Source organism: Citrobacter sp. Cpo037 (assembly GCF_030332945.1).
Lineage (GTDB): Bacteria > Pseudomonadota > Gammaproteobacteria > Enterobacterales > Enterobacteriaceae > Citrobacter > Citrobacter portucalensis.
This window is the reverse complement of record NZ_JAOWGW010000069.1, coordinates 85,784-100,180: the sequence shown is the minus strand read 5'-3', so window position 1 is coordinate 100,180 and position 14,397 is coordinate 85,784. Positions and strand designations below refer to the sequence as shown.

10 protein-coding genes are annotated in these 14,397 nt (G+C 53.5%); 7 read left to right on the top strand and 3 right to left on the bottom strand.

The window, feature by feature from the left end:
- Together aceF and lpdA are read left to right on the top strand one after the other, a co-directional pair.
- Positions 1-1,890: a pyruvate dehydrogenase complex dihydrolipoyllysine-residue acetyltransferase gene (gene aceF / locus OGX94_RS16200; protein ID WP_063941114.1), complete on the top strand. Its 1,890-nt coding sequence runs from the start codon at positions 1-3 to the stop codon at positions 1,888-1,890.
- Between the two features lie 175 nt (positions 1,891-2,065).
- Positions 2,066-3,490, top strand: coding sequence for a dihydrolipoyl dehydrogenase (gene lpdA / locus OGX94_RS16195; protein ID WP_003829486.1), 1,425 nt, complete (start codon positions 2,066-2,068; stop codon positions 3,488-3,490).
- A gap of 120 nt (positions 3,491-3,610) precedes the next feature.
- Here lpdA and OGX94_RS16190 read toward each other — a convergent pair whose 3' ends face one another.
- Together OGX94_RS16190 and OGX94_RS16185 are read right to left on the bottom strand one after the other, a co-directional pair.
- Entirely contained in the window at positions 3,611-4,405 is a 795-nt protein-coding gene (locus tag OGX94_RS16190; protein WP_008786213.1) for a DUF2950 family protein, read from the bottom strand.
- Between the two features lie 10 nt (positions 4,406-4,415).
- Complete coding sequence (locus OGX94_RS16185) at positions 4,416-6,020, bottom strand: DUF3300 domain-containing protein (RefSeq protein WP_257662300.1); 1,605 nt, start codon at positions 6,018-6,020, stop codon at positions 4,416-4,418.
- A gap of 448 nt (positions 6,021-6,468) precedes the next feature.
- On the opposite strand from OGX94_RS16185, the gene acnB reads away from it, so the two are divergent.
- Positions 6,469-9,066 (top strand): bifunctional aconitate hydratase 2/2-methylisocitrate dehydratase, encoded by a 2,598-nt coding sequence (gene acnB, locus OGX94_RS16180; RefSeq protein ID WP_286569589.1) that lies wholly within the window; start codon positions 6,469-6,471, stop codon positions 9,064-9,066.
- Positions 9,067-9,240: 174 nt separating this feature from the next.
- The gene (gene yacL / locus OGX94_RS16175) at positions 9,241-9,603 is read left to right on the top strand and encodes a protein YacL (RefSeq protein ID WP_003018670.1); all 363 of its coding nucleotides are present in this window, start codon (positions 9,241-9,243) and stop codon (positions 9,601-9,603) included.
- 33 nt (positions 9,604-9,636) lie between these two features.
- Here yacL and OGX94_RS16170 read toward each other — a convergent pair whose 3' ends face one another.
- Positions 9,637-9,984 carry a YacC family pilotin-like protein gene (locus OGX94_RS16170; protein WP_003018667.1) on the bottom strand — a complete coding sequence of 116 codons (348 nt, stop codon included), beginning with the start codon at positions 9,982-9,984 and terminating at the stop codon, positions 9,637-9,639.
- Positions 9,985-10,137: 153 nt separating this feature from the next.
- Between OGX94_RS16170 and cueO the strand changes: the two genes are divergently transcribed.
- From cueO to hpt, 3 genes are all read left to right on the top strand, one after another.
- Positions 10,138-11,757 (top strand): multicopper oxidase CueO, encoded by a 1,620-nt coding sequence (gene cueO / locus OGX94_RS16165; RefSeq protein WP_063941118.1) that lies wholly within the window; start codon positions 10,138-10,140, stop codon positions 11,755-11,757.
- Between the two features lie 184 nt (positions 11,758-11,941).
- The gene (tcp, locus tag OGX94_RS16160) at positions 11,942-13,597 is read left to right on the top strand and encodes a methyl-accepting chemotaxis citrate transducer (protein ID WP_286569587.1); all 1,656 of its coding nucleotides are present in this window, start codon (positions 11,942-11,944) and stop codon (positions 13,595-13,597) included.
- A 251-nt stretch (positions 13,598-13,848) separates the two neighbouring features.
- Positions 13,849-14,385 carry a hypoxanthine phosphoribosyltransferase gene (gene hpt / locus OGX94_RS16155; protein ID WP_003018658.1) on the top strand — a complete coding sequence of 179 codons (537 nt, stop codon included), beginning with the start codon at positions 13,849-13,851 and terminating at the stop codon, positions 14,383-14,385.
- Positions 14,386-14,397: the final 12 nt, after the last annotated feature.

The following is a 14,397-nucleotide window of genomic DNA, read 5'->3' as shown; positions in this document are numbered from 1 at the left end:
ATGGCTATCGAAATCAATGTACCGGACATCGGGGCTGATGAAGTTGAAATCACCGAGATCCTGGTCAAAGTAGGCGACAAAGTTGAAGCTGAACAGTCGCTGATCACCGTAGAAGGCGACAAAGCCTCTATGGAAGTTCCGTCCCCTCAGGCGGGTATCGTTAAAGAGATCAAAGTCTCTGTTGGCGACAAAACTGAGACCGGCAAACTGATCATGATTTTCGATTCCGCCGACGGTGCAGCAGCAGCTGCACCTGCTCAGGCAGAAGAGAAGAAAGAAGCAGCTCCGGCAGCAGCACCTGCTGCCTCTGCGGCGAAAGACGTACACGTACCTGACATCGGCGGTGACGAAGTAGAAGTTACCGAGATCATGGTTAAAGTGGGCGATACCGTTGCGGCTGAACAGTCTCTGATCACCGTTGAAGGTGACAAAGCCTCTATGGAAGTTCCGGCGCCGTTCGCAGGTACCGTTAAAGAGATCAAAATCAACACGGGTGACAAAGTGTCTACCGGTTCCCTGATTATGGTCTTCGAAGTGGCGGGCGCAGCGCCTGCTGCTGCACCGGCTCAAGCGGCTGCTCCAGCAGCAGCGGCGGCTCCAGCTGCTTCCGGCTCGAAAGAAGTTAACGTACCGGATATCGGTGGTGACGAAGTTGAAGTCACTGAAGTGATGGTTAAAGTGGGCGATAAAATTGCCGCTGAGCAGTCACTGATCACCGTTGAAGGCGATAAAGCGTCGATGGAAGTTCCGGCACCGTTCGCAGGTACCGTGAAAGAAATCAAAATCAGCACCGGCGACAAAGTTAAAACCGGTTCTCTGATTATGGTCTTCGAAGTCGAAGGCGCAGCACCTGCAGCCGCTCCTGCACAAGCAGTTGCTCCGGCTCCGGCCGCTGCACCAGCGCCTGCGCAAGCCGCAGCTCCGGCCGCAAAAGCGGAAGGCAAATCTGAGTTTGCTGAAAACGACGCTTATGTTCATGCAACGCCGCTGATTCGTCGCCTGGCGCGCGAATTCGGTGTGAACCTGGCGAAAGTGAAAGGTTCTGGCCGTAAAGGTCGTATCCTGCGTGAAGACGTTCAGGCTTACGTGAAAGACGCTATCAAGCGTGCTGAAGCGGCTCCGGCTGCAGCAGCAGGTGGCGGTATCCCGGGTATGCTGCCTTGGCCGAAAGTGGACTTCAGCAAGTTTGGTGAAATCGAAGAAGTGGAACTGGGCCGTATCCAGAAAATCTCTGGTGCTAACCTGAGCCGTAACTGGGTGATGATCCCGCACGTTACTCACTTCGATAAGACCGATATCACCGATCTGGAAGCGTTCCGTAAACAGCAGAACGCCGAAGCTGAAAAACGTAAACTGGACGTGAAATTCACCCCAGTAGTCTTCATCATGAAAGCGGTTGCTGCAGCTCTGGAACAGATGCCGCGCTTCAACAGCTCCCTGTCTGAAGACGGTCAGCGCCTGACCCTGAAGAAATACATCAACATCGGTGTAGCGGTTGATACTCCTAATGGTCTGGTTGTTCCGGTCTTCAAAGACGTGAACAAGAAGAGCATTACCGAGCTGTCTCGTGAACTGACCGTGATCTCCAAGAAAGCGCGTGATGGCAAGCTGACCGCTGGCGAAATGCAGGGCGGTTGCTTCACCATCTCCAGCATCGGTGGCCTGGGTACTACCCACTTCGCGCCGATTGTGAACGCGCCGGAAGTGGCTATCCTCGGTGTCTCCAAGTCCTCTATGGAGCCAGTGTGGAACGGTAAAGAGTTTATGCCGCGTCTGATGATGCCGATTTCGCTCTCCTTCGACCACCGTGTAATTGACGGTGCGGATGGTGCGCGCTTTATCACCATCATCAACAACATGCTGTCTGACATTCGCCGCCTGGTGATGTAAGCGAAAAAGCCGGCCCGACGGCCGGCTTTTTTCTGGTAATCTCATGAAGTCAGTGAGGTTATTGTGCGAAAGACAAATCGGTTGCCGTTTGTTGTTTCAAAATTGTTAACAATTTTGTAAAATACGGGCGGATAGAACGACCCGCTGGACGACGGGTATAAATTAAGAGGTCATGATGAGCACTGAAATCAAAACTCAGGTCGTGGTACTTGGGGCAGGCCCTGCAGGTTACTCTGCTGCCTTCCGTTGCGCAGATTTAGGTCTGGAGACCGTCATCGTAGAACGTTACAGCACCCTTGGCGGTGTTTGTCTGAACGTCGGCTGTATCCCTTCTAAAGCGCTGCTGCACGTAGCAAAAGTTATCGAAGAAGCCAAAGCACTGGCTGAACACGGTATCGTTTTTGGCGAGCCGAAAACCGATATCGACAAGATTCGTACCTGGAAAGAAAAAGTTATCACTCAGCTGACCGGCGGTCTGGCGGGTATGGCCAAAGGCCGTAAAGTGAAAGTGGTTAACGGTCTGGGTAAATTTACCGGGGCAAACACCCTGGAAGTTGAAGGCGAAAACGGCAAAACCGTGATCAACTTCGACAACGCAATCATCGCGGCGGGTTCCCGTCCGATCGAACTGCCGTTTATTCCGCATGAAGATCCGCGCGTGTGGGATTCCACCGATGCACTGGAACTGAAAACTGTTCCTAAGCGCCTGCTGGTAATGGGCGGCGGTATCATCGGTCTGGAAATGGGTACCGTGTACCATGCGCTGGGTTCAGAGATCGACGTGGTTGAAATGTTCGACCAGGTTATCCCGGCTGCCGACAAAGACGTGGTTAAAGTCTTCACCAAGCGCATCAGCAAGAAATTCAACCTGATGCTGGAAACCAAAGTGACCGCCGTTGAAGCGAAAGAAGACGGTATCTACGTTTCGATGGAAGGCAAAAAAGCCCCTGCTGAAGCTCAGCGTTACGATGCTGTGTTGGTCGCTATCGGTCGTGTACCGAACGGTAAAAACCTCGACGCGGGCAAAGCTGGCGTGGAAGTTGACGACCGTGGCTTCATCCGCGTTGACAAACAGCTGCGCACCAACGTGCCGCACATCTTTGCTATCGGCGATATCGTCGGTCAGCCGATGCTGGCACACAAAGGTGTTCATGAAGGTCATGTTGCCGCTGAAGTTATCGCCGGCAAGAAACACTACTTCGATCCGAAAGTTATCCCATCCATTGCATACACTGAACCAGAAGTTGCATGGGTTGGTCTGACCGAGAAAGAAGCGAAAGAAAAAGGCATTAGCTACGAAACCGCCACCTTCCCGTGGGCTGCTTCTGGCCGTGCTATCGCTTCCGACTGTGCAGACGGTATGACCAAACTGATTTTCGACAAAGAATCTCACCGTGTTATCGGTGGTGCGATTGTCGGTACCAACGGCGGCGAGCTGCTGGGCGAAATCGGTCTGGCGATCGAAATGGGTTGTGACGCTGAAGATATCGCGCTGACCATCCACGCGCACCCGACTCTGCACGAGTCAGTGGGTCTGGCGGCAGAAATCTTTGAAGGCAGCATTACCGACCTGCCAAACCCGAAAGCGAAGAAGAAGTAATCTTCTCCCTTTTGTGAAAACGCCTCTTCGGAGGCGTTTTTTTTGCCTGAAGCTACCCGTTATTTCGGGCAACATGCCGGGTGGCGCTAGTGCTAACCCGGCCTACGGCTTAACCTCGCTTTACGGTGCTACGGGTTGCCAGTTTTTATCCGGATGGAATGTGGTTAACGCTTGTGCTTTCTGCTGTGATTCAACACCGAGATCGGCCTGGTAGACTTTGTCTTCACCGTTAATCATAAAACTCATCACGCCGGTGTGATCGTAGCTAACGGGCCAGGCTACCATGGCAAAACCGCTGGTTTTATCGGGAAGGATTCGGAAGCGATAGCCGTGATAGCCCATGCCCGGCTCCTGTGGACTGAAGGCTGGGCCAAGCGGGCTTGGCGCTTCGCCGGGCGAAACAGGCCAGTACAGACCATCCTTTTTCCCTTCAGAACTGACAATCTTTTGCGCGTATTTCTGGTTCATCGCAAAATAGCTCTGCTGAGCATCCACATAGGCGTGCAACGCCTCGATGGCAGCAAGTTCGTTGCGTCCAATCTCACGAGTCAGGATCTCTTCGGCCGCTTCCTTGATATCAAATTGCCAGCCTGAAGCGTTTTTGACGACCGGGATTGGCAGTTGCCAGTCGCTGTCCCCAACCACAAGATGCGCCGTATTGCCGTCGATAACGGTGCTATGGCGAACCTTCCAGTCGCGCAGGAAGCGGTCAACCGCATCAGGATCGACGCCTTCTGGCGGCAGAAAATCACGCCAGTTTTCCCCGAGCAGGTTGCTCATTGCACTTTCATTTTGCTCACTGATCGCGTTTGCCAGCGCATCGGTCGCCTGGTCTGGTGTGCTGAAGGATTGTTGTGCCATCGCGGTAGCCGAAACCATGAACAACACCATTCCACTGAGTAGTTTATTTTTCATGTCGGTTCCCTTAACGATGACGGAATTCACGGTGCTCAGCACGCCCGCCAGAAGGCTGGCGCGATGGCTGATTACGGGCGACCTGCCGGCTCTGGGCACCTCGCTGTTGCTGTGCCTGCCAGTTGGCGGAGCGACTGTCGTTACCGCTCAGCGCATTGGCGCGCGGCTGACTGGTTCGCTGTTGAAGATTGCGCTGTTGCACATTGCGTTGCTGCGCCGGTTGCGTGATCCTTTTCTCCTGTCGCTGGGCGACTGCCTGACGATTCTCACGTTGCTGTATGCTTGTCCGTTTCGCGGTTTGCGGCTTGGTATCGTAACCGCGGTAGTTATTACGCTGTGAAATTTGCTTCAGCTGTTGGCTGGACGCCTGACGCTGAGCGTCTTTCGTGCCCGAGCGCGCTGTCTGTGGGAATGTTTTCCCCGTTGATTTTTCCATTTGGCTCATCGCAGCCTGGCGCTGGCTATCACGATTGACCGGTCTTTGCTGGGTCGAACTTAAGCCCGTAGCTGTGTTAGTGGAGTGGAAGCGGTTATTGAGTTGGTTATTTGGGTATGGCACACCCTCACGATAGGCCGGGTTATGCTGCCAGGTACGGTTGGCATCTGTCAGCCGTTGACCACTGATTTTATTGAAGTTATCAACGTTAATGTTGATGTTGTTATCACCATTACGGTTATAGCCGCCATGGTTATCCCAGTCATCATTATGATGGTGATCATCGTCGTCATCCCAGTCGATGTTGCTGAAGATGGCATAGGTTGTGGCAACACCGAGGCTGAAGCCTAAACCGTTAACGAAGCTGTTGCCAAACTGCTCGCCGGGCGTTGGTGGCAGATAGGTTGGCGGATAGGCGGTATTCGGCCAGGTACCGTAAACCGTGTTCGGGTTATAGGTTGGAACGTACACCACCTGCGGATCGGCGGATTCAATCTTGATAACCGTTGGGCTTGTTGAGGTGGTCGTGGCTGTTGTGGTCGCTGAACTGGTCGTCGACTCGCTGGTGACGGTTTTAGCTGGCGCCGCTTTAGTCACGGTAGTGACGGTCTGTTGCGGTGTTGATTGCAACGCACCGGTCTGTTGCGCCAGCGCGCGCAGACGTTGAACGGAATCCATGACGTCTTTCGGCTGTGCGAGGAAAGCATCGCCCAGACTTTGTACCCACGGCGGATTTTCACCCATCAGCGACATCAACTGAGGAAAGGCAACCAGCGATTTCACGCTGGGATCCCAGGGTTGGCTGGCAACGGCCTGAATGGCGGCATCGCCCTGCATTTTGGGATTGTCTTTTGACCACTGTGCGGCCTGGATAACGTTAGCCGGATAGGTTGAGGCCATCAAAATTTGCGACAGCAGCGAGTCTGGATAGAGCGCGATAGGCGCAACCCACTGATCGATTTGTGCTGCCGAGTAGGTTGGTGCCGCGGCGGGTGCTGTTTGGTCGGCCGGGGCAGGGGCCGCTACGGGAGCTGGAGCCAATGCTGACGGTTGCTGTGCAACGGGAGCCGGAGCTGCAGGTTCCGTTGTGCGACTTTTAACGAACATCACGCCAGAGGCGGCAAACAGCCCGGCACTGCACAAAAGGACAAGCAGATGTGGCTTAAGGGGCAACTTCATAAAATGACTCCAACGAGACAAGCGCTGTGCCGTGAGGCGTTCCTGTTGCCGCGAGTATTATTCACCCGTGTTAGACAGTTTTGACTTTTATTGGGGATTCGCCCGGTAAGTCCGGAAAAAGAGTGTGAAGATTTATTACACAATTATATCTGATGGCGGGAAAATCGCTGGAATATTCAACCGATCGCGCTTAAAAATCAACCGTTTCAGGGAGGTTTCAGGCAGCCTAAATTGCGTTGCGCCTTGTCGCTATACCATTCTTAACGATTCAGCCAATTTTTTATGTTGCTTTTTTGTAAACGGATTAACACTTAGTGAAAATCCTGTTATTGTGCCTTATGCGGTACCGGGCATTTACCCTACTAACTACTGTCTCACAGGAGCGTGAAGAGAATCGCCCATCTACAAAAGCGCCGCATTATGACAATGAGAGCGAGGAGATATCGTCGTGCTAGAAGAATACCGTAAGCACGTAGCTGAGCGTGCTGCCCAGGGGATTGTGCCAAAACCTTTAGACGCAACCCAAATGGCTGCACTTGTCGAGCTGCTGAAGACCCCGCCTGTGGGCGAAGAAGAATTCCTGTTAGACCTGTTGATCAACCGCGTTCCTCCTGGCGTAGATGAAGCCGCTTATGTTAAAGCTGGTTTTCTCGCCGCTGTCGCGAAAGGCGACACCACCTCCCCGCTGGTTACCCCAGAAAAAGCCATTGAACTGCTGGGCACTATGCAGGGTGGTTACAACATTCATCCGCTGATCGACGCGCTGGACGACGCAAAACTGGCACCAATTGCCGCTAAAGCGCTCTCTTCAACACTGCTGATGTTCGATAACTTCTACGACGTAGAAGAAAAAGCCAAAGCGGGCAACGAATATGCGAAGCAGGTAATGCAATCCTGGGCTGATGCCGAATGGTTCCTGAACCGTCCGGCTCTGGCTGAAAAAATCACCGTTACCGTCTTCAAAGTGACGGGTGAAACCAACACCGATGACCTTTCTCCGGCACCGGATGCATGGTCTCGTCCGGATATCCCTCTGCACGCGCTGGCGATGCTGAAAAACGCCCGTGAAGGTATCGAACCGGATCAGCCGGGCGTGGTTGGCCCGATCAAACAGATCGAAGAATTGCAGAAAAAAGGTTACCCGCTGGCTTATGTGGGTGATGTTGTCGGTACCGGTTCTTCGCGTAAATCCGCAACCAACTCCGTGCTGTGGTTCATGGGTGACGACATTCCTCATGTGCCGAACAAGCGCGGCGGCGGCCTGTGCCTCGGCGGCAAAATTGCACCTATCTTCTTCAACACCATGGAAGATGCGGGCGCACTGCCGATTGAAGTGGACGTGTCGAACATGAATATGGGCGACGTGATTGACGTTTACCCGTTCAAAGGCGAAGTACGCAACCACGAAACCGGCGAACTGCTGGCAAGCTTTGAGCTGAAAACTGAAGTCCTGATCGACGAAGTTCGCGCCGGTGGCCGTATTCCGCTGATCATTGGTCGCGGCCTGACTACCAAGGCGCGCGAAGCGCTGGGTCTGCCGCACTCAGACGTATTCCGTCAGGCGAAAGACGTGGCGGAAAGCAGCCGTGGCTTCTCCCTGGCACAGAAAATGGTTGGCCGCGCCTGTGGCGTGAAAGGTATCCGTCCGGGCGCGTACTGCGAACCGAAGATGACCTCCGTCGGTTCTCAGGATACCACTGGCCCAATGACCCGTGACGAACTGAAAGACCTGGCGTGCCTGGGCTTCTCTGCTGATCTGGTGATGCAGTCCTTCTGCCACACCGCGGCCTATCCGAAGCCGGTGGACGTCAATACGCACCATACGCTGCCAGACTTCATCATGAACCGTGGTGGTGTCTCCCTGCGTCCGGGCGATGGCGTTATCCACTCCTGGCTGAACCGTATGCTGCTGCCGGATACCGTAGGTACCGGTGGTGACTCCCATACCCGTTTCCCTATCGGGATCTCCTTCCCGGCAGGTTCTGGTCTGGTGGCGTTTGCTGCGGCGACCGGCGTGATGCCGCTGGATATGCCGGAATCCGTTCTGGTGCGTTTCAAAGGCAAAATGCAGCCGGGCATCACCCTGCGCGATCTGGTTCACGCCATTCCGCTGTACGCGATCAAACAGGGTCTGCTGACCGTTGAGAAGAAAGGTAAGAAAAACATCTTCTCTGGCCGCATCCTTGAAATCGAAGGTCTGCCGGATCTCAAAGTGGAGCAGGCGTTCGAACTGACCGATGCCTCCGCTGAGCGTTCCGCTGCCGGTTGTACCATCAAGCTGAACAAAGAGCCGATCGTTGAGTATCTGAACTCTAACATTGTTCTACTGAAGTGGATGATCGCAGAAGGTTATGGCGATCGTCGTACGCTGGAACGTCGTGTGCAGGGCATGGGAAAATGGCTGGCGGATCCGCAGTTGCTGGAAGCCGACGCTGACGCAGAATACGCGGCGGTGATCGACATCGATCTGGCGGATATCAAAGAGCCAATCCTGTGTGCACCGAACGATCCGGACGATGCGCGTCTGCTGTCTGACGTACAGGGCGAGAAGATTGACGAAGTGTTCATCGGCTCCTGCATGACTAACATCGGGCACTTCCGTGCCGCTGGTAAGCTTCTGGATGCGCACAAAGGCCAGCTGCCGACGCGCCTGTGGGTGGCTCCGCCAACCCGTATGGACGCCGCTCAGCTGACTGAAGAAGGCTACTACAGCGTATTCGGTAAGAGCGGTGCGCGTATCGAAATTCCAGGCTGCTCTCTGTGCATGGGTAACCAGGCGCGTGTAGCCGACGGCGCAACGGTGGTGTCGACCTCTACCCGTAACTTCCCGAACCGTTTAGGTACCGGGGCAAACGTCTACCTGGCTTCTGCGGAGCTGGCGGCGGTTGCGGCGCTGATTGGCAAACTGCCGACGGCGGAAGAGTACCAGACCTATGTGGCGCAGGTAGATAAAACGGCCGTAGATACTTACCGTTATCTGAACTTCGACCAGCTGTCTCAGTACACCGAGAAAGCCGATGGTGTGATTTTCCAGACCGCGGTGTAATGCGCTAACGCGTTTTGTGTAAAAACACATCAATGCCCGGAGAAGTCTGCTTCTCCGGGCATTTTTATTTCTATTCCTTATACCCGCTACGCTTTTTTTCTGCCGCGCTGCTGCGATAATTACAGCAAGGCGCAATGCGGTATTGGCGCATTGCCGGGAGCAGAGGAAGACATTATGGATTACGAATTTCTGCGCGATATTACCGGAGTGGTAAAAGTGCGTATGTCCATGGGCCACGAGGTGGTGGGGCACTGGTTTAATGAGGAAGTGAAAGAAAACCTGGCCTTACTTGATGAAGTGGAACAGGCAGCGCGGGCGGTTAAGGGCAGTGAGCGCTCCTGGCAGCGAGCAGGGCATGAATACACGCTCTGGCTGGATGGCGAAGAAGTGATGGTCCGCGCTAATCAGCTGGAGTTCTCTGGCGATGAGATGGAAGAGGGGATGAGCTACTACGACGAAGAAAGTTTTTCTCTCTGTGGTGTAGAGGACTTTCTTCAGGTTGTGGCGGCATACCGCGAATTTGTGCAACAGCGTTAATTCATGCGGAGCCTGAGGGCTCCGCAAAACTATCTATTTAACGTAGGCCAGCAGGCTCAGAGAGTCACGTGCCAGCGCTTTGCATTTCTTTGCCGTCGGGATGCCGATACCGCTGAGATCGCGGTAGCTGTCTTCACCCAGCGCTTTCATATTGAAGGTGTCGTAATTACTCAGGTCCCACTGGTTTTGCTGGGCAAAAAAGACCAGTGCGCGACGAATCTGCCCATTAGGCAAATTCTGGTATCCACAGTCATTTTTCAGAAAAACAAAAACTGCCGTTAAATCGGCCATATCTTCGGCTTCGGACTCGCTGAGCGCGTAGCTATTTGCGCATACGGCCATCAGGCTGCCGAACAAAACTGTTCTGAAAAACGTCTTCATTGCTTCTACCACTGCATCACGGAATTTAAACGTTAGCATACTGCGAGCGAAGCGACGACCTTTATTATTAGCCGTTCACTTGACCTTCCCGTAAGGGGAAGGCTTATGCTTAAAAGATAGCCTGCTTAAGCTGCTGAATATAAGGAAGTGATTATGCAACGTCGTGACTTTTTAAAGTACTCCGTGGCGCTGGGCGTCGCGTCAGCGTTACCTCTGTGGAGCCGGAGCGTATTTGCCGCAGACCGCCCTGCATTGCCCATTCCTGACCTGCTAACCGCGGATGCCTCAAACCGTATGCAATTGGTGGTGCAAGCCGGAAAATCGAGCTTTGCTGGTAAAACAGCGACGACCTGGGGATATAACGGCAATTTACTCGGACCTGCGGTCAAGCTGAACAAAGGGCAATCGGTGACCGTGGATATCCATAACCAGCTTGCCGAAGAGACGACGTTGCACTGGCACGGTCTGGAAATCCCCGGTGAAGTCGACGGTGGGCCGCAAGGCATTATCCCGGCGGGCGGGAAACGTTCAGTGACCTTCACGCCGGATCAGCGCGCGGCAACCTGCTGGTTCCACCCGCATCAGCATGGAAAGACCGGCCGTCAGGTAGCGATGGGACTGGCCGGACTGGTGCTGATTGAAGATGAAGAGATTCGCAAGCTGATGCTGCCTAAGCAGTGGGGCATTGATGATGTACCGGTGATTATTCAGGACAAACAGTTCTCTGCTGATGGGCAGGTTGATTATCAACTGGACATCATGACCGCCGCCGTCGGCTGGTTTGGCGATACGCTGCTGACCAATGGGGCGATTTATCCTCAGCATGCCGCACCGCGTGGCTGGTTGCGTCTACGCCTGCTGAATGGTTGTAACGCACGCTCACTGAACATTGCGGCCAGCGACAATCGTCCTTTGTACGTCATTGCCAGCGACGGTGGACTGTTGGCGGAACCGGTAAAAGTGACCGAGCTTCCTATGCTGATGGGTGAGCGCTTTGAAGTGCTGGTGGATGTCAGTGACGGCAAAGCTTTTGATCTGGTCACTCTGCCAGTCAGCCAGATGGGGATGGCGATCGCGCCATTTGATAAGCCGCACCCGGTGATGCGCGTTCAACCGTTGCTGATTACCGCTTCCGGCACGCTGCCAGATTCGCTGACATCCATGCCATCGCTGCCGTCACTGGAAGGTCTGACGGTGCGCAAGCTGCAGCTGTCGATGGATCCGATGCTCGATATGATGGGCATGCAAATGCTGATGAAGAAATACGGTGCTCAGGCCATGGCGGGTATGGATCATGGGAAGATGATGGGCCATATGAATAATGACAATATGGGCCACGGCAATATGAATCATGGCAATATGAACCACGGTGAGATGGGGAATATGCAGCATGGTGATATGGGCAACATGAAGCATGGCGGATCGTTTGATTTCCATAACGCCAACCGGATTAATGGTCAGGCGTTTGATATGAATAAACCGATGTTTGCCGCGGCGAAAGGGCAGCACGAACGCTGGGTAATTTCCGGTCAGGGCGACATGATGCTGCATCCGTTCCACATTCACGGCACGCAGTTCCGCATTTTGTCTGAGAATGGCAAAGCGCCAGCCGCACACCGCGCGGGATGGAAGGACACGGTGCGGGTAGAAGGCGGCGTGAGCGAGGTATTGGTGAAGTTTGACCACGATGCGCCAAAAGAGCATGCCTATATGGCGCACTGCCATCTGTTAGAGCATGAAGATACCGGAATGATGCTCGGCTTCACCGTCTAAATAAATCGCGCTGTGCTTATCCGGCCTGCAGAAATCTCTCGTAGGCCGGATAAAACACTGTCTCTTTACAGCGTTTCATCGCACGACTCCCTCCTCCTGCAAATTCTGCTATTGCACATAAAGTAATCGCCTTTGGAGCCGATAATCATTGGGTACCCAATGTGAGTTCAATGGATGAAATACTATGATTAAAAATGTGCGCGTTATTACCGGCATTCTTCTGGTTCTCGCCATTTTCTGTTTGCTACAGGTCGTGACAGGAAGCTTTTTTTATTCTGCGGTAAACAATGATCGCCATAATTTCCAGAACTCAGGCACCCTGAACGCCCAACAGGAAAATCTGAGTGATAGCGTCAATACGCTGATTAAAACCCGGGTAACGGTAACCCGTGTAGCAATTCGTTTCTTAAAGAACCAACGCGATCCGGCCTCACTGGCGGCAATTGATACTTTGCTAAAAACGGCGAGTGAGTCGATGAAGAAGGCTGAGGGATACTTTGCGCATTATCAGTCATTGCCGCAGGTGTCGGGGCAGAATCCGCAAATTGCATCTGAAATGGAAAAACAGTATCGGCAGATGCACGACGTGATGGCGTTATCGATAGAGTATCTGCGCGCGAATAACTATCAAGCCTATGGCGATCTTGATGCTCAGAAGGCGCAGGATGAAATGGCAGCCAGCTATGACCAGTGGCGTAACGAAAATAACGCGCTGCTTCAGCACGCGGCGGCGGAGAATCAGCACAGCTTTACCCGCATGCAATGGACATTAGGGGCAATTGTCGTCGCTGTGCTCATCGTTCTGGGCATGATCTGGAGCGGGTTGCAGCATATGCTGCTTAAACCCCTGGCGCAGATTATGGAGCATATTCGCATTATTACCCGTGGTGATTTGACCCATCAACTCGACGTCCAGGGACGTAATGAAATGGGGCGTTTGGCGACGGGCTTAGATGAAATGCGACAGTCGCTGATTTCGACAGTCACGTCGGTGCGTAACAGCTCAGAAACGATTCATAGCGGTGCAGCGGAAATCTCATCAGGTAACAACGATCTGTCTTCGCGTACCGAGCAGCAGGCTGCTTCACTTGAAGAGACAGCCGCCAGCATGGAACAGCTTACCGCGACCGTGAAGCAAAATACGGACAATGCGAAACAGGCAACTCAACTGGCTAAGAATGCGTCTGATACTGCCGCACGTGGTGGACGGGTTGTTGATACTGTCGTGCATACAATGAGTGAAATTGCCGGTAGTTCACAGCAAATTGCGCAGATCACCAGCGTCATCGACAGTATTGCTTTCCAGACCAATATCCTGGCGCTCAATGCGGCGGTTGAGGCTGCCAGAGCAGGAGAGCAGGGCCGCGGATTTGCTGTTGTGGCGGGCGAAGTCCGTACCCTGGCAAGCCGTAGCGCTCAGGCAGCCAAAGAGATCAAGGCGTTGATTGATAACTCAACCCACAGCGTGGGGATGGGATCTCAGCAGGTGTCGGACGCGGGTAAAACGATGAAAGAGATTGTCGCTGCGGTTACCCGCGTGACGGACATCATGGGGGAAATCGCCTCCGCCTCGGAGGAGCAGAGTCGGGGAATTGAGCAGGTGAGTCTCGCGGTCTCGCAGATGGACAGTGTCACACAACAAAACGCCGCGCTGGTAGAGGAGTCTGCCGCCGCCGCCGCTTCGTTGGAACAACAAGCTGAACAGTTACGCCTGGCCGTGGCGGCATTTCGCATCACTCGCGATGCCTCCAACAGTGAGCATCGAAAACCACCTAAGGATACTCCACGAGCGACCTCCGCGGGGAGTTCGCCACAAGACCCACACTGGGAAACGTTTTAGCCACAGGCTGCCGTGCGCTCCTGGTGTTGATTAATAAGCGTACAAAAAACGACGCAAACAGGTTCTCCTGTGAACTATCAGAGGAACCCGCTCTCTTTACTGGTATACTTCATCAACTGAATTGTTTGTATGCTGTCGCAAGTTTTGTGGTTAGAGCGGGTCGCCGTCTGTCAGTCGGTGTATCAACGTAAGCGCTTTCTTTCGATCTGCATGATGTGTCAACTGATAAAAATCAGTGAGTTATAGGGTTTATGAAACATACTGTTGAAGTGATGATCCCGGAAGCGGAGATCAAAGCGCGTATTGCTGAACTGGGGCGCCAGATTAACGAACGTTACAAGGACAGCGGCAGCGATATGGTGCTGGTTGGTCTGTTACGTGGCTCATTTATGTTTATGGCGGATCTGTGCCGCGAAGTGCATGTCTCTCACGAAGTCGATTTCATGACGGCATCCAGCTACGGTAGCGGAATGTCTACCACGCGTGATGTTAAAATCCTGAAAGACCTGGATGAAGACATTCGTGGCAAGGACGTGCTGATTGTCGAAGACATCATCGACTCCGGCAATACGTTGTCCAAAGTGCGTGAAATTCTGAGCCTGCGCGAGCCGAAATCCCTGGCTATTTGTACGCTGCTGGACAAACCTTCTCGTCGTGAAGTGAATGTTCCTGTCGAGTTTATCGGCTTCTCAATTCCTGATGAGTTTGTGGTCGGTTACGGCATCGACTATGCCCAGCGTTATCGCCATCTGCCGTACGTTGGCAAAGTGGTGCTGCTGGACGAGTAATTGGCTGGAGCG